The sequence below is a fragment of the Bacillus crepusculi genome (assembly GCF_014764715.1).
Lineage (GTDB): Bacteria > Bacillota > Bacilli > Bacillales > Bacillaceae > Bacillus.
Map to the genome: position 1 here is coordinate 44,874 of NZ_JACXXE010000002.1, position 18,425 is coordinate 63,298.

Here is an 18,425-nt window from a genome sequence, read left to right on the forward strand (position 1 = left end):
ATACTCCCTATGCTTTATCCTTCAAGTATGTCTACAGCTTCTTTTAACGTATTTTTTGAGCCAACATTTCCCGGGAAAATCACGTAAGACATGAAGGGGAATTTACTTTCTTCTCCTGTTTGCCAAACGGGAATACCTGGTTTAATTTGACCTGCCACAGTCGCACGCTTTACACCAAGTCCTCTCGTTCCAATATCGCTTGAGGTAATGCCACCTTTGGCAATGAGATACTTAGGACGAATCGTGAGACGCTGGACAATGCTTGTTACAGCATCACTAATTTGTACAGAAAGCTTCAATTCTTCCTCTTGACGATCATCCCCAAGGTCAAGTCGTTCTCTCCTTGTGTAAACAGCTACAGATTGACCTGATGCTAACAGTGTTTCAGTTTGCTGAATCACGCGATCCATTTCATCTAGAAATGCCTCAGGTTCTAACACGAGATGTGTGTTAAATTCAATAAAGGCCATCTCCCTCTTTTGTTGAAGCGCTCTTAACTGTTCCGTTGTTTTTTTGACATGAGAACCAACTATGATGAGACCACCGTGCTGGCTTTCTTCTTTGATCAATTCTTGTCTTGTTAATAAAGCTTGATCGTGAATGCCACCAAGTACTTTTGTAAGCGCCGCTGCACTTCTAAACATAAATTGCTTTCCTGTTTGAATGGCTTCGATGAGGGCGGTGACAAATACTTTGACATCGTCATAATCGACAGCGTTTACAACCACCTTATTGAAATCTTTCACACTTATGAGCTGATCTTTTATTTGATCTATGCATAAAGCACGTAGATCGTCTAACGAAATGTAGGTGGTGTTCTTCTTTGTGAACGTTCCGCCTGATTTTTCTTCAATCCACTCCCCGAGATGAGACGACTGAAAGCCGAATGTACGGTCTCGTGCAAATTCTGTATCACCAGCGGGAATCAAGTCGTGTCCTTCCTGTACGTAATGAATATTGTTGATCGTAAAGCGTCCGCCTTCTTGGAAAAAAGGAATAAGGATTTCTCCATCAAATTGATGGGAGCTTTGCTGTTCAATGGTCGTTCTGAGTACTTCAGTTTCCAGCGGAAAGTGTCCACGCAGGGTAGAATCCCCTCGGCTGACAATGATGAAAGCCTGATCAAGCCGTTCAGCCACTTTCGCAATCGTTGAAGCAATTGTTTCGTGCGCAGCGGCAGTTTCTTTTTCTGTCATACTGCGAGAGTTGGTCAAAATAAAGAACATACGGCTATCTTCAAGAAAGCCAGCTTCAATGCTTTCCTCTGACCAATCAGTGAAAACAGAGACACCGTGTACGGTTTGAATCCCTGTTGGGTCATCGTCTAATACTATGACTTTATGATGAAAGCTTTTTAGTGCTTGTTCATATGCCGTTTGAATCCTTTTTGAATCCGCTTTCGGAATAGCATTCAATAAGTCAGTGCTTTGCTTCATGATCATCTGATCCTTTCTTCACTTCGACATGAGCCATTTTTTCGTAATATTGAATGATGGCGCCATGATCAAGCCCAGACTTTCCGTCCGCTTTGAGGGCATGGAAGATTTCAAGCAGCTGACTAGAAAGCGGGAGAGGGACGCCGATATCATGAGCCGTTTCCATGACATTGGTTAGATCCTTTAAGTTGATATCGATGCGCCCGCCAGGTTCAAAGTTTCGTTCTAAAATGAGAGGAACCTTTGCATCGAGAACGGCACTTCCTGCCAGCCCACCGCGGATCGCTTCATACATCTTATCAATGGCAATGCCTGATTTAGCAGCAAGAACGAGCGCCTCAGACATAGCGGCTATATTTAAGTTGACGATGATTTGGTTGGCAAGCTTCGCTGTTGTGCCGCTTCCGTTTGCCCCAACTAATACGACTTCTGTGCCCATCGCATGCAAGACATCCTTCACTTGCTTAAAGATATCCTCTTCGCCGCCGGCCATAATGGCAAGTGTTCCGTCTATTGCCTTTGGCTCTCCACCGCTGACAGGTGCGTCGATAAATTCCACCTGATGATGTTTTGAACGAGCAGCTAATGCCCTTGAGGTAACAGGAGAAATTGAGCTCATATCTATGATGACTGTGCCAGGTTTAGCTGTAGTTAAAATACCTTGATCACCTGAAACAACTGTCTCTACATGCTCTCCTTTAGGAAGCATTGTGATGATGATATCGCTTTCAGAAGCTGCATCAGCTGCTGAAATAGCACCCTTTGCTCCGGCTTCTTGTAACGCTCGAATGGCTTCCTCATGAATATCAAAAACAGTCACAGTATGACCGGCTTTTAATAGATTGAGTGCCATAGGTTTTCCCATAATACCTAGTCCAATGAATCCAATCTGCTTTGACATTTTGACCGCCTCCTATTTAGAAAACCCTTACAAAAAGCGCTTTCTTTTTTATTTGTTAGTATATATACTATCTTATATAATTAATAGTAGGAAATAAACTATTGTTCATTTAATGTACATGACATGATAGGAATGTGTCAACGAAAAATATGAGAAAAGTCACAAAAAAAGACCGGAATCAGCTCCGGCCTTTTGCATTCATGTTTTATTTTTAGCTACGGCTAATCGAGAACGTTTCACGTTTTCAATGGCATTTGTCCCTAGCTCTAAAACAGCTGCGACGTAAAGAACATCAATGATCACAAGCTGGTTAATACGGGAGATCATGGAATCGGAACGATACGTTGTTTCCCTTGATGAACTGAGCAGATGAAAGTCGGACCGCTTTGCGAGCTCTGATTTCGGATAGCTTGTGATAGAGGCAATCTTTGCCCCTTTTTCTTTAGCAAACTGCACGGCATCAAGGATTTCTCTGCTCTCTCCTGAATGTGAGATCGCGACGATGAAATCGTGTTCCGTGGCGTGTGTTGCAATCATGTTCATCATATGCGGATCACTGCAAAGACTCACTTCAAAACCAAGCTGGAGGAACTTATGATAAGCATCTCCGGCAATGAAACTGGATGCACCTGCTCCAAAGAAGACGGTTTTATGTGCCTGTTTCATTTGCGCAATAAATTGTGTCACAGCATCATCCTCTAAAATATGCTTCATATCCTGAATCGAGTTTGTGGTTAACTCTATGACCTTATGTTTAATGTCTGCTACACTATCAGATGCCTCAATCTCGCCGTATATGGATTGAGGTGTATTGGTCGCAATATCCTGTGCGACATGGACACGAAACACTTGGTACGATTCATAGCCAATTTTTCGTAGAAACCGAAAGATCGTCGTTTCACTTGTGTTGCATTCAGTAGCGAGTGCACTAATGGAATGAAGCACAACTTTCTGAGGGTTTTGTAAAATGTAATTGGCAATCTTCTTCTGGGTTGGGGACAAACTATGAAACGTTGTCCGAATATGACTAAAAATATTCTCTTCTATGATCAACACCACACTTCATCTAGCATTCTACATTAAGCATACAGGAACTTATGAAAACGGTAAACAAATCGGTGTGGAAAAAGGAAGAATAATATGGAAAAAAACACTTCTTTTGGTTCTTTTGTCATGGTATACTCAATTGGTAATAGACAAAAATGGGGGTTTTTACTATGACAATGAAAAAAGGCCTAACGATCAGCCTACTTATTTTTTCGCTGATTGTTTCTTTGTTTGCTCCAGTTGGATCTGTGGATGCCAAACAAGCCAAAAAAGCAAAAGTAAGCACACACTATTATAAAAAGAAGAAAACGTTCAAATATGCACAGGTGAAAAACCTAAGCAAACCGCATATGAAAACGATCAACCGTGATTTAAAAGAAGATATCGCATTCTCTTATTCTACGTACTTATACTTAAAGGATGAAGCGAAAAAGGAAGGCATTGGGAAGATCACTTATGAGAGATCGTTTAAAACGAAATTTAACAATGGGAAGAAACTAAGTATCTTAAACTATGATTACATGAATGACGGTAGAATGCATGGGGATACGATGGTTACCAGCATGAACTACGTGTTAACAAAGAAAAAGACAAAGCAGCTGTTCTTTACTGACGTTGTGAAAACAAAGAAAAAGCGTACTAAAGTAAGAGATTATATCTATAACTACACAAAGAAGCATAAAAACAAATTCTATTCGAACCTGAAAAAAAGTGATATTCAAATCAACTACAACACGCAGTATTACTTCACGAAAAAGGGGATTGCTGTTGTCTTCCAGCCATATGAAATTGCACCATACTATCAAGGAATTCCGATGATTCAAGTTCCTGCAAAGGTGTATAAATAAAAAAGAGAAACGGCCACTGGATGTGGTCGTTTTTTTATGTGTCTAAAACATGTTCTTACACAAATAAAGGAGCCCCAGATTGAGGCTCCTTCTTTGGATTTATACTTGTTTGGGTGCATTGTTTAGTGGGTGACGGCGTTTGCCGTTGTACTGGCGGCGCATACGAAAGATTTCAAACTCCGAAAGCTCTGCGCTTTTTCGTTTTTGGGTGCGGTTATCTTTTTTGAAAGAGAAGAGTAAGTAGCAGCAAAGTGAAGCGATAATCAATAAAATCATCATATGACATTCCTCCAATTCATCCTATACTTTAAGTGTAGACAGGGTGAGTGATGTTTATAACTGAAAATAAGTAGCAGAATCGGCTTAGTTCTTATGGTTTAGTTGATCTGCTAATTTAGGTCTAAAATACTGGTTGTTTTTAACTATTATATTTCCAGTTATTGCACTCGTCAAGAAGAATTTTTCTGGGGTTGTCTCTATTAGTACGAATAAGTGTCATAAAAGTTTCAGAATATTGTAAACTTTTATTAAAAAACCGTTCCCGAACAGGAACGGTTGTAAACATGTCTATGCTTTTTCTTCAAATAAACGTGCGATTTCCACGATGACTTCTGTTGCTTTCACCATGTTTTCAACGGAAATAAATTCATATTTACCGTGGAAGTTTTCCCCGCCAGTAAAGATATTTGGTGTTGGGAGACCTTTATATGAAAGCTGAGAGCCATCTGTGCCGCCGCGTATAGGTTCGATCACAGGTGTCACTGAGCGGTTTTCCATGGCTTCATGAGCAATGTCCACAATATGTTTCACAGGCTCAATTTTTTCTCTCATATTATAATATTGATCCTGAATGCGGAGGGTGATACTGTTTTCGCCGTAGACTGCTTTTAAGTCATTTGCAATCTTTTCAAATAATGCTTTGCGATTGTTGAATGCCTCTTTATCAAAATCACGGATAATATATTGCAGCTCTGCTTCTTCAACTTCTCCTACAAACTTCGTCAGGTGAAAAAAGCCTTCATATCCTTCTGTGTATTCTGGAGATTCATTTGAAGGAAGTTTGTTGTGAAAGAGCATCCCGATCTTCGCAGCACTGACCATTTTGTCCTTGGCTGTCCCTGGATGGACGTTGTTTCCTTTAATCGATACTTTCGCACCTGCTGCGTTGAAGCTTTCATATTGAAGCTCTCCAAGCGGTCCGCCGTCAATCGTATAAGCATAGGAAGCGCCAAAGGCATCGACATCGAATTTGTGCGGTCCTCTGCCAATCTCTTCATCTGGCGTAAAGGCGACTCGAATCTTTCCGTGCTTGATTTCTGGATGCTCAATCAGGTAATGCATGGCGGTCATAATTTCTGCGATACCTGCTTTGTTATCTGCACCAAGTAAGGTCGTGCCATCAGTCGTGATAAGCGTATGTCCTTGGTATTTTCGCAAATTTGGAAACTGTGATGGAGATAACACGATATGTAGATCATCATTTAATGTGATGTCACCGCCTTGGTAGTCCTCATGAATCTGCGGTTTCACATTCTTGCCAGTGAAGTCAGTGGCTGTGTCGATATGAGCCAAAAAGCCAATGGTCGGCACTTCTTTGTCTGTGTTAGACGGGATCGTTCCCATGACATAGCCGTTTTCATCCATTGTTACTTCTTGAATCCCGATGGATTTCATCTCTTCAACAAGCTGTCTCGCCAGGTTCAACTGTCCCTCAGTAGATGGGCAGCTTTCCTTTTCTGCATCCGACTGCGTATCTACCTTCACATAACTTGTGAAACGCTGAATCATTTCCTCTTTCATCTATACGTCACTCCTTTTATAGAATACGTTCATTTTATCACGTCTTGAATGCGCTTCATAACAAGAAAGGCTTTCTCTGGCAATTAGAGAGGAAAAAGACCTACTTTCATTAGGTGATGTGCTGAATGGTTCTTTAGGGTGATTTTTTTGGGTGTCTTTTTATTTATAATGAGGACATATAAAATCATCCATTTGTACGTTAAATTGGGAGAAAGGGGTGCGAAAGTTGGATTCTAGTCAAACGCTGGCACTCGCTCAAAAGTTTCAGGAAGCGGCTGATGAGGTTCGGCAGTCGAAGCAGCTGCTTCAGAATCGACTGAAGGCAATAGGATCGGGATGGCAGGGAGAAGCAAGGAATACATTTGATCAAAGCTTTGAGGAAACAACGGTACGCTATGATCAATTTGAAAAAGACTTGCTTGAAACGAGCCAGGAACTGCGGGATGCAGCGGTCAAGATCGAGGAGCGTAAAGCCGAAATAGCCAGAATGGAAGAGCTTGAGCGAAAAAGACGAGAAGAACGGAGAGAAAGAAACCGAGAAGGGAGATGATGTGATGGCACGTGACATTGTAGTTGATCCAGATCAGCTGACAGGGCTGGCGAATGATTTTGTAGGAGAGCTTTCTACCATCGAAACAAAGCACCACGATTTACATAGTGAACTGGATGGTCTGATTTTAGGCTGTGATCCTCGTTATAGAAGCTGTTTTTCTGGTGTTGGAGATGCATGGAGTGCTGGACAAGCATTAATCAGCAAATTGAGCAATGATGATATCGCCATTCGTCATGCAACAGATAAAATGGTCGAAGCGGATGATATTTTACGCAAAATGTACAGCATTTATGATCAATATGGCACGCTCACGAGCCTAGCTGGTATCGTGATGATGCAGGCGAAATACTACGGGCTTGGAATGACGACCTTCATTAAAGATAATGGCCGCTATGCCGCTCAGCATTCAAAGCTGCTGCTTGATTTGACCAGCCGGGTAGAAGGAACGAGATTTGACCGGCTAGCAAGGATTTGGCTGAGTAAAAAAGAATTATTAAAACGATCGAACTGGTCGATGGCTGATTTGGTCCATAAGAAATTCACAAAATTTTATCCTGATGATACGGTTGCGTTTACGAATAGTGTCCGTGATTTTACAAAAGGAAGTATCAATTGGAAGGACACGGCTGGTATCAAGTCTGTTCTGAAAAATGGGGCAAGATTTGCGAAAGGAAATGCCATTATTGCAACGGTTGTCACAGGTGCAACGGAAACAGTTGGCTGTGGATTAAAAATTGCCGAGAACTATGCAGAATTCGGTGATCAGCCGGAAGTCCTCAAGCGTGAAAATGCAAAGGCTGTTGGAAATGCAGTGAACAATACGGTCTTTATCGCTGGCGGATCTGTCGCAGGTGCCGTTGTCGGCGGCGCTCTTGGAAGCTTTGCAGGGCCGATTGGAACCGTTGTCGGTGGAGCCATTGGATCAGCAGTAGGTGGATTTATTGGAGAAAAAGTCGCCAAGCTGACATCGGGTTTTGCGGAACAGGTCGCAGTGAAATTAAAGGATCCGATTCACGCAGTCGTGGATAAAGGGAAACAAGCATTTGAGCTGGCAGGTCAAGGGGTGAAAGCAGTTAATGACACCATTGATCAAGCAAATCAGATGATACATAAGGGGATCGAAAAAACAAAAGAAACCGCAGACTCGCTGATAAAGGGTGCAGGCGATTTCTTTAAGGGCGCATTTTCTTTTGGATAAGGAGAGATCAAGTTGGATCAGCTAAGTCTAAGTATCGAGGAACTTATCTTTAGTTTCTATAGTGAAGGCTATTTTGAACAAGGCATGACCTTAAAGGAAGCCTATTATCCTGATGTAGAGGATGAACGCCTAGGGTTTTTATTTGAAATTGCGTGCCGCTCTTTACTTGCAAAAGGTGTACTTGAATTTCGAAACAGACAATATCGTTATAAAGCAGAGTACCGTCATTTCATCCAGGCCATGAATGATGCATCTCATACCGTCAAGGCGTCTCGATTTGGAGAGTTAGATGAAGAAGTCAGTACCTCCTTTCATACGACGCAGTCGGGCGTATATGCGCATCATACGCTTTATGATCAACAAGTCCATCAGATTCACAAACTGAAAGACGATCAGCAGGCAGAGGAACAAGTGGAAGTCTTTTTGAACATACACATGAGTGATCATCCTGCACCTGTCATCACCCTGCAAGCGGAGGAATTTGAAATGCTCTTAGAGCAAGCAAGCGAAGCGAAAGATGAGTGGCTTTCCTTCCTTAATAAGGCAGAGAATCAAGAACTCGTGAAGGCATTTGTGACCGATGTGCAGGCGAGAAAAGGAAAGATGGATTCCCTCATGAAGGTAGTCTATGACAAAAACAATACGCCGGATGTGGAGTCCATGATATTTGTGATTCCAGGTGAGAACCAATCGTGGCTTGTATCAGGAATAAAAGAAAATGAATTTCGCATTGAGACGGCTCATCGAGACAGGTTACGTTCGATATTCTAATGGAGAAAAGGAGAATGACGCTTGAATCCAAGTGAAGTAATAGAAGTGAGGAGCAGACCCTTTTTAAGAGTATGGGCATTCTTAGCAACGGGCGGCTTTGGCATCATCGGTATTTGGCTATTTTCAGAAGCTCTTACCTTTGAATCGAATTATACATTGTTTTTATTTTTAGGCGGGCTATTAGGTATAGTCTATGGCTGGATCTCCTTTTTAATGATTCTGCCGGCTTTTACGAAAAGAGGAAATGTGATTTTTCGCATTCAGCCCGGAGAGAAAGGCGCTGTTTTGCACCTGAAGCAAACGATCCCTTTTCAAGACATTCAATCAATCGACATGCGCCGGCACCGTTACAGTATAAGAGGATGTCTCTTCATGGATGTGCTCATTCGGAAAGTAGATGGGAAATTGATCAAAATTCCGGCGTACAGCATTTTAGATGAAGAAGTATTTGAGCAAACCGTCAAACAGGAGATCTATCCATATTTACATCAGGCAGCCCAAGAAAATTGGAGACAGCAGCATGGCCAGGTCGAAGAGCAGATCAACTAGGCTTCTTTCGTCATGACTCTATAGGATGAGGCGCCACTTTTTCGAGAAAATCGTGTATGATGTCAGTAAAGACTGAACACTCGGAGAGGTGATGAGAGATGGACAAAGAGATGGTAATCGACCTCGTCACAGAACAAATGGCACGGATTCGAAAAGAAAAGAATTATACGCAGGACCGCATGGCTGAGGTACTTGGTCTATCGAAACGGCATTTGCAGCAGGTTGAAAAAAATAGGCTGCGCCTCAATTGGACGCAAACTGCGGCTGTATGTGCATTATTCAGGGATAGTGACATTTTAAAAGGGACACTTGGGGATGACCCGCTTGAGATTTTGGAAGTCGTGGCACATGATGAATTGCATCTATCTGTTGAGCGTACAATTGGCGGAAAGGTTTGGTGGCGGACCTCTATAAAAAAAGGCGCGTTTCGTCTCCAGCAAAATGTGCTCAGTCAGCATTACCGCATCTTAGATGATGAGAATTATCGCTATTATAGTTCGTTTAATAAAGAAGAAGCGAAGCGGCGGTTAGAGGAATTAAGCCAGCTGACGACTCCTTCCTCATAAACAGCTAATATCAAAAAGAAAAGAGAGGTACCCGTATGATAGGGACCTCTCTTTTCTTTGTTTATACTTTCAGAGTGTTTTTCGCCCGAATAAAGGCAACAAGCTGTTTGATTTCTTCATCAGTTAGTGGAACACCATCTACGAGGATGGTTCCTTCTTTTGCATCCGTCAGTTCAATTTTGATATCAGAGAGTTTGCGCTTTATCTCTGGCTCGTCCGTTCTACCAAGTAAAAAATCAATGGACGTATCATACAAATCAGCCAGCAGCTTCACTGCTTCAAGCGAAGGTCGTCGGTACCCAGATTCGTAACCGGCATAGGTGCTTTTGGCGATACCTAGGCGATCTGCCGTATGCTGGAGAGACCATTTTTTCTTTTTTCTAAGGGTGGTTAAACGATCGAGTATCATACATGAACGCTCCTTTATATACAACAACAGTATATCATATTTTGACATAGAGTGTACGCGTTATGCGTAATAATTTCTTGATTAATTCGCGTTATGTGACTATAATGGCAATGAAGGTACGCGTAAAGCGTATATTATAGAATAGCACAAGCTAGCTTATAATATGTGTGACAAAGGAAGTAATTTTACGAAAGAGGTGGACCTGTTGAAGAAATTATTGCTTTTAACCACTGGTGGGACGATTGCATCTGTAGAGAGTGAAAATGGTTTAGCTCCAGGTGTTAAAGCTGAGGACCTTTTAAGCTATTTAAACGAAATTAATGCAGACTACACAATGGACACAAAGTCCCTAATGAGTATAGATAGTACCAATATGCAGCCTGAATACTGGGTCGATATTGCAACAGCCATTTATGAAAATTATGATCAATATGACGGATTTGTCGTCACTCATGGAACCGACACAATGGCCTATACATCAGCAGCTCTATCTTATATGCTGCAAAATCCTGATAAGCCGATCGTCATTACAGGTTCACAAATTCCGATTACGTTTAAGAAAACAGATGCGAAGAAAAACATCACAGATGCGATTCGCTTTGCATGTGACGGTGTAGGCGGCGTATACGTCGTGTTTGATGGCAGAGTGATTCAAGGAACACGTGCAATCAAACTAAGAACGAAAAGCTATGATGCATTTGAGAGTATTAACTACCCATATATTGCATCGATTGAAAACCATCAAATTGAATACAATAGCAAAGTAAAAAGAACTCCAATGAAACCGCTTAAATTAGATGCATCCTTAAACACGGATGTTTGCCTATTAAAACTGCATCCAGGATTGAAGCCTGAGTTTTTAGATGCGATCAAAGGTGTGTACAAAGGGGTCGTGATCGAAAGCTACGGAAGCGGCGGAATTCCTTTCGAAGGAAGAAACCTTTTAGAAAAGATCAACGAATTGCTGGAAGAAGGCATTTCTGTTGTCATCACTACTCAGTGTCTCGAAGAAGGAGAAGACATGAGTGTGTATGAAGTAGGACGCAAAATCAATCAAGAGCTGGTGGCACGTTCACGAAACATGAACACAGAAGCCATCGTGCCGAAGCTCATGTGGGCATTAGGCAAAACAACAGATCCAAGAGAAGTGAAAAAGATTATGGAAACGCCAATCGCAGAAGATTTAGTGATTTAACTATTCTATAGAAAGCAGGTCATATCAGATGGTTCAAGCAACTTATCGCTACGAGAAGGATTTTCTTGGTGAAAAAGAAATTCCGGCAGACGTGTATTATGGTGTTCAAACCCTTCGTGCAAAAGAGAATTTCCCGATTACAGGATATCGCATGCATGAGGAGCTCATCAGAGCCTTTGCCATTGTTAAAAAAGCAGCAGCTCAAGCCAATATGGAAGTTGGACGTTTATATGAAGGAATTGGCAATGCCATCGTTCAAGCGTCTGATGAAGTCATTGAAGGCAAGCTACATGAGTACTTTATTGTAGACCCAATTCAAGGCGGCGCAGGCACTTCAATGAATATGAATGCCAATGAGGTCATTGGGAATAGAGCTCTAGAGATCATGGGGCATCAAAAGGGTGAATACATTCATTTAAGTCCAAACACACATGTGAACATGTCGCAATCGACGAATGATTCATTCCCGACGGCTATCCATATTGCTGTGCTCAAGCAGTTAGATATTCTGCTTGAAACGATGCAAGCGATGCAGGACGTCTTCCAAAAGAAAGCGAAGGAATTCGATCATGTGATCAAAATGGGTCGTACGCATTTGCAGGATGCGGTTCCAATCCGTTTGGGACAGGAATTTGAAGCCTACAGCCGCGTACTAAGTCGTGATATTAAACGGATCAACCAATCGAAGCAGCATTTATATGAAGTGAATATGGGTGCGACAGCTGTTGGGACAGGCCTAAACGCAGATCCACGCTATATTGAAATCGTGGTGAAGAAGCTAGCTGATATTTCGGGTCTCCCGCTTGTAGGCGCAGAGCATCTCGTTGATGCTACGCAAAATACAGATGCTTACACAGAAGTATCCGCCGCATTAAAAGTTTGTATGATGAACATGTCTAAAATTGCCAATGACCTTCGCTTAATGGCATCTGGCCCACGTGCAGGTCTTGCTGAGATTGCTTTGCCAGCCCGTCAGCCAGGATCATCCATTATGCCAGGGAAAGTCAATCCAGTCATGGCAGAGCTCATTAACCAAATCGCATTCCAGGTCATTGGAAACGACCACACCATCTGTCTTGCTTCTGAAGCAGGCCAGCTTGAGTTAAATGTGATGGAGCCTGTTTTGGTCTTTAACTTGCTTCAATCTATTAGTATAATGAATAACGGATTCCGTTCATTCACGGATCATTGCTTAGCGGACATCGAAGCAAATGAAAAACGTTTGAAAGAATATGTCGAAAAAAGTGCAGGTGTCATTACTGCGGTAAACCCTCACTTAGGCTATGAAGCCGCGGCTAGAATCGCAAGGGAAGCCATTTTAACAGGACAATCGATCAGAGATCTTTGCCTGCAAAATGATGTGTTAACAGAAGAAGAACTTGATATTATTTTGAATCCTTACGAGATGACAAAGCCTGGTATTGCGGGTGCGGAGCTCCTAGAGCGATAATAATATCAAAAATTTTATTTTATTAATATGTGGAATTGCCTGTGAAAAAGAGAAAAACAGGCAATTCACTTTCTTTCGAATTGACACACTTTTTTCACAATATTTTGAAAACGCTTAACGCACGCACAAAGGGAGGAAACAAAATGAAATCACCACGTCTGCCGTCTATTTTAGAAGTCGTGTCTGTACTTGGCTTGTTTTTAGCAATTGTTTTATCATTTACTCTTTATTTTAAATTGGATATTCAACTCGCATTGTTTATCTCATGGTTTATAGTTATCGCATTAGGTATTCGATTGGGACATTCGTATAAGGATCTTCAAAATGCGATCACAAAAGGGATATCGAACGGGTTAGAAGCCATTTTGATCTTAATTGCAGTAGGTGCACTTGTTGGAACATGGATTGCAGGTGGAGTTGTTCCTACGCTCATCTACTATGGTCTAGAATTCATTCATCCTAATATTTTCTTACTAGCTACACTGGTCATCTGTGCGATTATGTCCGTTGCAACAGGAACCTCATGGGGAACGGTTGGAACAGCAGGTATTGCGATGATTGCAATTGGTGAAGGGCTTGGGATCCCGCTTCCGATTGTAGCAGGTGCCGTCTTATCAGGAGCTTATTTTGGAGATAAATTATCCCCGTTATCAGATAGTACAGTGCTCGCTTCCTCTCTTTCAAAAGTGGACGTGCTCGCACATGTTCGAGCAATGATGGTCTTATCCATACCAGCCTTTGTGATTACGGCGATTATGTTTACAGTGACAGGCTTTATGTATGGCGGACGAAACATTGATCAAGACAAAGTAGAATTTTTGAAAAATGCGCTTCATGATACATTTACCATCAACATTTGGATGATCATCCCAGCAGTAGTGGTTGTATTACTGCTCGTATTTAAGAAACCTTCAATGCCTGTTATCGCGATTGGTGCCCTTCTTGGTGCAGTCTGGGCAATGGCATTCCAAGGAATGAACCCGGCGGATGCGCTTGGAACAGCTTATAATGGGTTCTCTATTAACTCAGATGTAGATTTCTTAAATACGCTGTTAAATCGCGGTGGTATTGTCAATATGTTAGGGTCACTAGTTGTCATTATTCTCGGACTTGGTTTCGGTGGGGTACTCGAATACTTAGGCGTATTAAAAGTCATCGTCGCTACTTTCGAGAAAAAATTGTATAATGCAGGAAATGTGACGCTATCTACACTTGTTGTTGCATTCTTTGCGAATATCTTCGGCTGTGCGATGTACGTTTCATTAATTCTCACACCGAAAATTATGGAAAAAAGCTATGATAAATTGAAAATAGACAGACGCGTTCTATCTAGAAACGCTGAAGTCGGTGGAACGATGACGTCTGGTATGGTTCCATGGTCAGATAACGGGATTTACATGGCGGGGATTCTCGGCGTATCGACATTCTCTTATTTACCATTTATGTGGTTGAGCTTTGTCGCCATTGGTCTTGCGATTATTTATGGTTACACGGGTAAATTCATTTGGTACGTGAAAGACCAACAAAATAAAGAAGAATCGGCTTCATAAGCCATTCGCAAAAGCCGCTCTCACCCGAGCGGCTTTTGTTTGTCCTAGGACTGGAAGACTATAGGCGATGCATAGAAAACAAATATGATATTAGCCCCCCTATGTAAAAGGACTTAAGATTCATTGTAGAGCAGAATGAAAGCATATATATCCCATAAAAAGAGTATAAATCCCTATTCAAACATGAGTCTTTGAACCTTATAATAACAATATTGGAAAAAGTGCAATTCATCATTACGCTCGTTTAGAGGGATTCTAAGCAGCGTTTTTATTTTTTGACAGGAGGAGGAACCCATATGAGCTTATCGGATATGCTGTCTGCCCTTAACGGTGGCATTTCAAATAAAAAAGCAGAAATCGAAGAGAAGATCGCTCGACTCAAAAAGGCAAAAAGCAAGGTTGAACGTGAACAAGATGCGGCAGAAGCAGACCTAAAGCAAATCAAGCAGCCAAAGCTTGGGACCTCTTGGAAAGGTGAGCGAAGCCAGGATTTCAAATCAGAGCGAAATGAAGCACATGATGCACTACAAACGATCGTAAATGACAAATACCCACGCTATGTGAGCCGCATTGAATTCAAAATCAATACATTAGAAGCTGAACAAGCTGCCTTATCCTTTGCTAGTTCCTTAGCTGGAGATGCCGCACGTCTTGCTGAAAAAGGAGAAGACGCAGTAGAGGATGCAAAGCGTTTGATCTCAAAAGCATGGAGCAGCTTGTAAGGCTGCTTTCATACTGAACAAATCTGGAGGATATCACAATGGGACAAATTAAGTTAAACTACCAAACAGTCATGGATAAACTAGATGAAGTCTCCCAAGCAGTTGAAGCTTTAGCCATGAAAAAAGCAGCAGATAAAGCGGGTGAAAACAGCCTTGAATTTGTGACCAAGTGGACGGCACGTGAAGCAGAGATTAGCGAAATGGTCTCTAGCTTTAAAGAAGCTTTGATCAAAAATGTTCAGGATACACGCTCTAATGTACACACGTTAAAAGAACAGGATGAAGCGATTGCTGCAAAATAAATCAGCACAATCGCTTTATTTATGGATTACATTGACATGATGCGAAATGTAGTTATAAATACTCATATAAAATACAGGATTTACGACCTTGTATTATTCCGGTTTTCTTCCAAATGCCTCGTCAAAAGGACACCTTTTCCCTATTTAAGCATAAGGCTTTTCACCTTATACTATACATAATGAAAGCAAACGATAGAAATGTCAGGATGGGAAACATCGGGTGATTCGATCGCTTCCAAAGCGCTGATGCCGTGCTTTCATATGAGGTCCGATAGAGGTGGATGACATGAGCTTATCCGAGATGCTGCACCATCTGCATATGGGAATTGAAAACAAACGTGCAGAATTTGACGAAATGATCTCTCGGTTAAAGACAGCGAAAAGCAATATTCAAACAGAACAAGATCTTGCCCAGTCAGACATAAAGGAAATCAAAAAGCCAGCTCTAGATACGGCATGGAAAGGTGAGAGAGGAACAGACTTTCACCGCCACCGGAAAGACGCCTACAGTGTAATGCGCGACATCGTGAACAATGAATATGAAAAATATATATCAGAGATTGACCAGAAAATCTTGCACTTTGAATTAAAAAAAATGGAACTGGCTGTTGCCAGTAATTTTGCAGGAAGAGCCCAGGACGTGATGGAAAAGGGCGAGGATTTTGCAAAAGATGTTATGCATTTGATCGAACGGGGCTGGAAAGCTCTTTAAAACAATAAACGAAACAGCCTGCTCATCAGCGAGCGGCTGTTTTTTTGTTTAGTCACATCCACCGCTGCTATCGCCTGAATCACCCCCGCAGGAGGCATCAGAAGCGTGATGAGTATAAGAATCAGTATAGGTACTTGTCGTGGAACTATGATGTGCAGAACGCTTAGCAGATGTGCGCTTATCCTTTGGTGTGAACAGGTGGGCAATGATTGCTCCTATAGAAGCCAATATGATGATGACAACAAACATAAAAGAACCCATGATGCATCCCTCCTCTTGTTTCATATTGATACGATTGAGCCATATCTAGGTTCCCGTTTTGAAAGAAAAACTGGGCAAAGGGTTCTATTTTCGTTTATGATGATAGGCAAAAGTAATGGCTAAGGGAGGGGAATCCATGCTATCTCTACGTCAGGAGGAGCTCCTGAAACGATTGATGCAAGCGGAGCAGGAACTGACAAGTGAAGAAATTGCCCGTGTGATTGGGGTCACATCACGAACAGTCCGCACAGATTTGAAAGCGCTTAAATTAATATTAGAAGAACATGGAGCAGCACTGCATATTAAACGCGGGGCAGGGTATACATTGACCGTCGAGGATTACGGAGCTTTTCGTACATTTTTGAAAAAGTCGATGAGAGAAAGGAATGAGAAAATGGAACAGGTCATTCCGAATCTCCCTGAGGATCGTGTGACTTATCTATTGAAAAGGCTGCTTCTGTCAGAAGACTATATCAAATTAGACGGGTTGGCAGAGGAATTATTTGTGAGTGAATCTACGGTGAAAAATGACCTGAAAGCAGTCAGGCACTTGTTTTCATTACATGGACTTTCTGTCTCTCATCGCCCTAAATATGGACTGCGGCTGACAGGGGATGAAATGAAATTAAGATATTGTATGGCAGAGCATGTGTTTCAGCAGGAGCATCCGAATCCTGCGCTGTTACCTGAAGAAATGTACCAATTGATTCAGGATTTGGTGCGTTCATGTACAAAAGCAAACGGCCTTCATCTGTCAGAAATCGGTTTAAGTAATTTAGTGACTCACATCGCCATTGCATGCAAACGAATCGAAGAGAAAAAACTCGTCATGATGCCAGATGCGGAATTGAAAGACATTCAACTGCAGCCAGTTTTCCAAGTGGCTAAACAAATGGCAGAGGATATTCGCCATGTATTAGCCATTGATTTTCCGTTATCTGAAATGGCGTACATTGCGATTCACTTAATGGGGGCAAAGGTGGTGGCTTATGGAGAAGCTGGTCACACGCTGTATCACATGCTTGACGAAGATCACTTTCGTATCACTCACCAATTGCTTGCTTATGTCGAGGAACACATGTCACTGGATATTCAGTTTGATAAGGAGCTGATTGTTGGATTGAGTCTTCACTTGCGGTCCGCCATTCATCGTTTTAGGTATGATATGAACATTCGTAATCCCTACTTACCGGACATTAAAAAGCATTATCCTATTGCATTTGAAGCAGGTGTCTATATGGGCAGATGGCTGAAGGAGAAAGAAGGCGTGGAGATCCATGAAGATGAGATCGGGTATTTGGCACTCCATATAGGGGCTGCAATCGAGCGGACAAAATCACAGCATGTGAGAAAGACATGCCTCATTGTGTGTGCGACGGGTGTTGCCAGCAGTCAGCTTCTTCTTCATAAGCTCAAGGCGGCCTTTAGCGGAAGACTGGAGATCGCAGGAACTGCGAGTGCCTACGAACTTCTTTCGTATGACCTGAGAAGCATTGATTTTATCATTAGTACCATTCCTCTTCAAAACACACTGCCGGTGCCAGTGATTGATGTACATACGATCCTTAGTGACGATGATATTGTGCGGCTAAAACGATTTGTACAGAATTCACAGGATACAGGGGTGTTGCGGTATGTCAGTCCGGCGCTGACATTTTTTCAACAAGACCTTCAATCAAGGGAGGAGGTTCTTCAATTTTTCGTAAACGTGCTAAAGGAACAAAATCAAATCCCGGACGAGTTTGAACAGCTATTACTGGAAAGAGAGCAGGTGTCACCCACGTCGTTCGGTCATTTGGTCGCAATTCCTCACCCGATTAAGCCGGCGACAGATGACACATTTTGTGCGATCTGCACGTTGAAAAAGCCTGTGCTTTGGGGAGAAGAGCGGGTACAAGTCGTTTGTTTGTTAAGCATCCAGAAGACGTATCAAAAAGAATTGCAGTCGCTTTATCAATTTCTTGTGCGTCTGACAGAGCAGAAGGAAGTCGTGGAACAACTCATCAAGGCTACTTCATTTGAGGAACTGACAGCGGCGCTACAACGATTGGAACAGCCAGACGAAAAAACGAGACACCCATTTCCGCATCTGTGAGGAAAAAGATTAGATGTTAATGAAAGCGCTTTTAAAATAACATCAAAAAGGAGGATGATC

At 42.1% G+C, this 18,425-nt stretch carries 20 protein-coding genes; 13 read left to right on the plus strand and 7 right to left on the minus strand.

Translation table 11 applies throughout. The features are described 5' to 3' along the window. Positions 1–14: 14 nt before the first annotated feature. The 3 genes from IEE86_RS04165 to IEE86_RS04175 form a co-directional block, all read right to left on the minus strand. Positions 15–1,436: a four-carbon acid sugar kinase family protein gene (locus IEE86_RS04165; RefSeq protein ID WP_191096086.1), complete on the minus strand. Its 1,422-nt coding sequence runs from the start codon at positions 1,434–1,436 to the stop codon at positions 15–17. Continuing rightward, complete coding sequence (gene garR / locus IEE86_RS04170; protein ID WP_191096087.1) at positions 1,420–2,337, minus strand: 2-hydroxy-3-oxopropionate reductase; 918 nt, start codon at positions 2,335–2,337, stop codon at positions 1,420–1,422. The genes IEE86_RS04165 and garR overlap by 17 nt, the downstream gene beginning before the upstream one ends. Before the next feature lie 198 nt (positions 2,338–2,535). Then, a complete protein-coding gene (locus IEE86_RS04175; protein WP_191096088.1) occupies positions 2,536–3,393 on the minus strand; it encodes a MurR/RpiR family transcriptional regulator in 858 nt (285 codons plus the stop codon). Positions 3,394–3,554: 161 nt separating this feature from the next. Between IEE86_RS04175 and IEE86_RS04180 the strand changes: the two genes are divergently transcribed. Continuing rightward, positions 3,555–4,232, plus strand: coding sequence for a DUF3298 and DUF4163 domain-containing protein (locus IEE86_RS04180; RefSeq protein WP_191096089.1), 678 nt, complete (start codon positions 3,555–3,557; stop codon positions 4,230–4,232). A gap of 99 nt (positions 4,233–4,331) precedes the next feature. On the opposite strand, the gene IEE86_RS04185 is transcribed toward IEE86_RS04180, so the two are convergent. Further along, positions 4,332–4,511: a hypothetical protein gene (locus IEE86_RS04185; RefSeq protein WP_191096090.1), complete on the minus strand. Its 180-nt coding sequence runs from the start codon at positions 4,509–4,511 to the stop codon at positions 4,332–4,334. A gap of 288 nt (positions 4,512–4,799) precedes the next feature. Next, entirely contained in the window at positions 4,800–6,032 is a 1,233-nt protein-coding gene (gene pepT, locus IEE86_RS04190; protein WP_191096091.1) for a peptidase T, read from the minus strand. Between the two features lie 226 nt (positions 6,033–6,258). Here pepT and IEE86_RS04195 point away from each other — a divergent pair, with 226 nt between their 5' ends. The 5 genes from IEE86_RS04195 (at position 6,259) to IEE86_RS04215 (ending at position 9,669) form a co-directional block, all read left to right on the plus strand. Further along, a complete protein-coding gene (locus tag IEE86_RS04195) occupies positions 6,259–6,582 on the plus strand; it encodes a WXG100 family type VII secretion target (protein ID WP_191096092.1) in 324 nt (107 codons plus the stop codon). Positions 6,583–6,586: 4 nt separating this feature from the next. Further along, a complete protein-coding gene (locus IEE86_RS04200) occupies positions 6,587–7,783 on the plus strand; it encodes a DUF6861 domain-containing protein (protein ID WP_191096093.1) in 1,197 nt (398 codons plus the stop codon). Positions 7,784–7,795: 12 nt separating this feature from the next. Further along, on the plus strand, positions 7,796–8,554 hold the full coding sequence (locus IEE86_RS04205) for a hypothetical protein (RefSeq protein ID WP_191096094.1): 759 nt from the start codon (positions 7,796–7,798) through the stop codon (positions 8,552–8,554). Between the two features lie 21 nt (positions 8,555–8,575). Continuing rightward, positions 8,576–9,103: a YfjD family protein gene (locus IEE86_RS04210; protein WP_191096095.1), complete on the plus strand. Its 528-nt coding sequence runs from the start codon at positions 8,576–8,578 to the stop codon at positions 9,101–9,103. Positions 9,104–9,201: 98 nt separating this feature from the next. Beyond that, positions 9,202–9,669, plus strand: a complete 468-nt coding sequence (locus IEE86_RS04215; RefSeq protein ID WP_191096096.1) for a helix-turn-helix domain-containing protein — start codon at positions 9,202–9,204, stop codon at positions 9,667–9,669. A 61-nt stretch (positions 9,670–9,730) separates the two neighbouring features. Here the strand turns inward: IEE86_RS04215 and IEE86_RS04220 are convergent, their stop codons facing one another. Beyond that, entirely contained in the window at positions 9,731–10,078 is a 348-nt protein-coding gene (locus tag IEE86_RS04220; protein ID WP_191096097.1) for a helix-turn-helix domain-containing protein, read from the minus strand. Positions 10,079–10,283: 205 nt separating this feature from the next. Here IEE86_RS04220 and IEE86_RS04225 point away from each other — a divergent pair, with 205 nt between their 5' ends. The 6 genes from IEE86_RS04225 to IEE86_RS04250 all read left to right on the plus strand — a co-directional run bounded on the left by IEE86_RS04225 (position 10,284) and on the right by IEE86_RS04250 (position 16,009). Continuing rightward, positions 10,284–11,273 carry an asparaginase gene (locus IEE86_RS04225; RefSeq protein WP_191096098.1) on the plus strand — a complete coding sequence of 330 codons (990 nt, stop codon included), beginning with the start codon at positions 10,284–10,286 and terminating at the stop codon, positions 11,271–11,273. A 28-nt stretch (positions 11,274–11,301) separates the two neighbouring features. Beyond that, positions 11,302–12,723 carry an aspartate ammonia-lyase gene (gene aspA, locus IEE86_RS04230; RefSeq protein WP_008345644.1) on the plus strand — a complete coding sequence of 474 codons (1,422 nt, stop codon included), beginning with the start codon at positions 11,302–11,304 and terminating at the stop codon, positions 12,721–12,723. A 143-nt stretch (positions 12,724–12,866) separates the two neighbouring features. Then, positions 12,867–14,273, plus strand: coding sequence for a Na+/H+ antiporter NhaC (gene nhaC / locus IEE86_RS04235; RefSeq protein ID WP_191096099.1), 1,407 nt, complete (start codon positions 12,867–12,869; stop codon positions 14,271–14,273). A gap of 296 nt (positions 14,274–14,569) precedes the next feature. Next, a complete protein-coding gene (locus IEE86_RS04240) occupies positions 14,570–14,995 on the plus strand; it encodes a YwqH-like family protein (protein WP_191096100.1) in 426 nt (141 codons plus the stop codon). A 38-nt stretch (positions 14,996–15,033) separates the two neighbouring features. After that, complete coding sequence (locus IEE86_RS04245; protein ID WP_191096101.1) at positions 15,034–15,297, plus strand: YwqI/YxiC family protein; 264 nt, start codon at positions 15,034–15,036, stop codon at positions 15,295–15,297. A 286-nt stretch (positions 15,298–15,583) separates the two neighbouring features. Continuing rightward, positions 15,584–16,009, plus strand: a complete 426-nt coding sequence (locus IEE86_RS04250; RefSeq protein WP_191096102.1) for a YwqH-like family protein — start codon at positions 15,584–15,586, stop codon at positions 16,007–16,009. A 48-nt stretch (positions 16,010–16,057) separates the two neighbouring features. Here IEE86_RS04250 and IEE86_RS04255 read toward each other — a convergent pair whose 3' ends face one another. Beyond that, positions 16,058–16,270 carry a hypothetical protein gene (locus IEE86_RS04255; RefSeq protein WP_224740802.1) on the minus strand — a complete coding sequence of 71 codons (213 nt, stop codon included), beginning with the start codon at positions 16,268–16,270 and terminating at the stop codon, positions 16,058–16,060. 136 nt (positions 16,271–16,406) lie between these two features. Here IEE86_RS04255 and IEE86_RS04260 point away from each other — a divergent pair, with 136 nt between their 5' ends. Then, positions 16,407–18,365, plus strand: coding sequence for a BglG family transcription antiterminator (locus IEE86_RS04260; protein WP_191096103.1), 1,959 nt, complete (start codon positions 16,407–16,409; stop codon positions 18,363–18,365). Positions 18,366–18,425 lie beyond the last annotated feature (60 nt).